General features: G+C 34.4%; 1 protein-coding gene. It reads right to left on the reverse strand.

Annotation, left to right across the window (positions count from 1 at the left end; genetic code table 11):
* Positions 1–546 precede the first annotated feature (546 nt).
* Positions 547–2758 (reverse strand): type ISP restriction/modification enzyme (locus tag ACFIK1_RS08815; RefSeq protein ID WP_375662606.1); only part of this gene is annotated, 2212 nt, incomplete at its 5' end.

A 2758-nucleotide genomic window follows, 5' to 3' on the forward strand; every position in this document is an offset into this window, starting at 1 on the left:
TGCTATCAAGACCATTATGGTTATGAGTTTTGGAGGTGCTTTTTACGCCCCCCTTTACATATTTTTCAATAAAAAATAAAATTTTATTATATTTCAATATGTTAACTTTTATCAAGTTTCCCAAAAAAACAACCTATATCAAAATACAACCTGTAAACTCAACTAATGCTATATGTTTTGTAGGGATTTTGGGGGTTTGAGAAACCTTCAAAACCTATAAGTAATATAAGAAAATGAATATACATAACTCTCTTTAAACAAAGCTTCTGATAACAATAAAGCACTCATTTTAGATTACGGTTTAATCTTTTAAAGGCAATGTAAAAGAAGCGTATTCACTTTAAGATGGGATTTCTTAAAAGTCTTAAAGCAATTCAAATAAGAGTATTTAAAAGTGCAAATGATTTCTTTTTAGAATAACGCATACAAATACTCCTTTTAAAGATTGTATGTAAGCAATTTATAAAGAGGGTATAGAACCTATAGGTTATAAGACCTTATACCCCTTTGTGAGGTTAACATGCCTATCATCTGAGCATGCCAAATCTATTCAGTTTCTCTCATTTCTAATTTTGGTAGTTTTTTTACGATTTTCATTGTTTCTAAACTTACGGTAATAACTCTTTGAAACAACTCTAGAGGGTAGGCAGGGTTGCCAATGGTTTCAACAGCATAGCGATTGGCATCATTGACAATGCCACTCTTTTTATCAGTCTTTACACATTGACGCCCCATAACCCATTCAAGAGCAGGTTTGCCATTGACGATATACTTATAAGCTTCAAGAGGGATATCTGTTATTGTGATATTGCTATTATAAAAAACAGTCGATTTATCCTTTTCCTTACTATTCTTAATTTTTGCGAATTTCATTTCAGTTACATAATAGAATTTTTCGGGATTAGAGATCTCTGTCTGTTTTGGATTACCCTTTTTAAAGGTCACGGGATAAGGCTCTACAGTTTCATAATTCACGTGCAAATGCCCTAGTTCACGTCCTTCTGTTACAAATTTCCAAAAATCATCAGCACTCTTTACACACGGGATACGAGGCAATTCTTTAGAGAGGTTATCAGCATAACGGGCACGATAATCTTCCGAATGAAGTATACCGTAAACATAATAGAATAGATCATCCTTAGTGATTTTTTCATTAGGATAAGCTGCTTTAAAATGTGCTAGACCTTCATCAGTAATGGCATCACGCCTCTGTAAATTAGCTGTTGCGTTTGCTTCTGTAGAGTTTGTAAATAAATGGGATTGGTTATTATCTTTATCCTCTAAAGATTCAATATCCTCATAAAGATACCTTGGAAAGCATTGGCTACCACCATCTATCATATTAAGATCAGGTATATTATTAGTCATAAGTACAGAAAAATCACTTCGTGAACCTGTACCAGTAACTTGTATTATTCTATTTTCAATCGCTCGTCCTATCGGAAATATATGCGGCATTTTATAAACCATTTCATTAAAGGCGCGATTATAATAGAGCCATTGTTTCGTAAAAGGACGATAAAGGCTTTGAATAAGGCATCTATCTTCAAGTTCAAAGATTTTTCCTCTTATTAATTCTTGTTTAAGAGCGCGACTCCAACTTATTTTTCTTTCATCAGCATTAACAAAATTGTCTACAGTTTTAGTACGTGTTTTACCGTCATTATGTGTATAAGCACCATTAAAATGCTCCACTTCACTATTGTAAAAAGTAATCATATTACTCATATTCTTCGCGAGAGTTTCACGACTTGAATTGTATGCCCAAGCATCACGATTAGTCTGTATACCACACGAAAAAGTCTCAAAGAGCTTTTTATCATGCCCTTTTTTAATACCTAGAGCTAGGAATGTCTTGAAACTGTCATCGCGTTGACCAAGCCAATCACCATGTTTATCTGGTGTAATCGTTTGCCAACCTAATTTATCCGTAATATCATCAATGCTCTCAAGGGACTTAATGATCGTAAGCTTTTCTTTTATCTTGAGATAATCTCCAATATCATGGAAATATATTTTCCCCTGTTGTTTGGATTCCGGATTTTTTACGAGAATAGATATAGCAATCGGAGCACGAGAACCTTCACCAAAAATCCCACCACCTTCTTTTTTACGTTGTTCTCCAGAGGTTCGTGCATTCCCCCGTAAATGGAAAATGTAAAGGCTGCTAAATTCCTTAACAAGGCATTTTCGTAAACCGTTCAGAGAATGTCCAGTGATAAAGCCCGCATTTGTAACAAAACCAATAACACCACAGTCTTTTATACGGTCACTAGCCCAGCGAATAGCACGAATATAACTGTCATAAAGTGCTTGCATATTGATTGATTCAGATTGAGCAGCATAAGTTTCACCAATACGTTTATCTAATATCGGATAAGGAGTATTTTTTGCATTATCATTAGCACTTTTTTGTCCTATAGAATAAGGGGGGTTACCAAAGATAACTTCGATATCTAGTTTCTTTTGATGTTCCAAATATTCACTATTTTCTTTAAATAATTCCTGTAGCAAGTTCTTCTCTTCAAGCATCCGAAACGTATCAGCCAAACCAATATGCTTGAAAGGAATATACTCACCTTTCATCAAACTATGATAAGTCGATTCAATATTAATCGCTGCTATGTAATAAGCCAGTAAAACAATCTCATTGGCATGGATATCATGACGGAACTTATATTCCATATCCTCTGGTTTTATGAGCTTTGATTGTAAAAGCCTTGTGATAAAGGTCCCCGTTCCAGTGAAAGGGTCAAGA

Origin of the sequence: Bartonella sp. OC16QHHD, assembly GCF_042194035.1 — a bacterium.
Lineage (GTDB): Bacteria > Pseudomonadota > Alphaproteobacteria > Rhizobiales > Rhizobiaceae > Bartonella.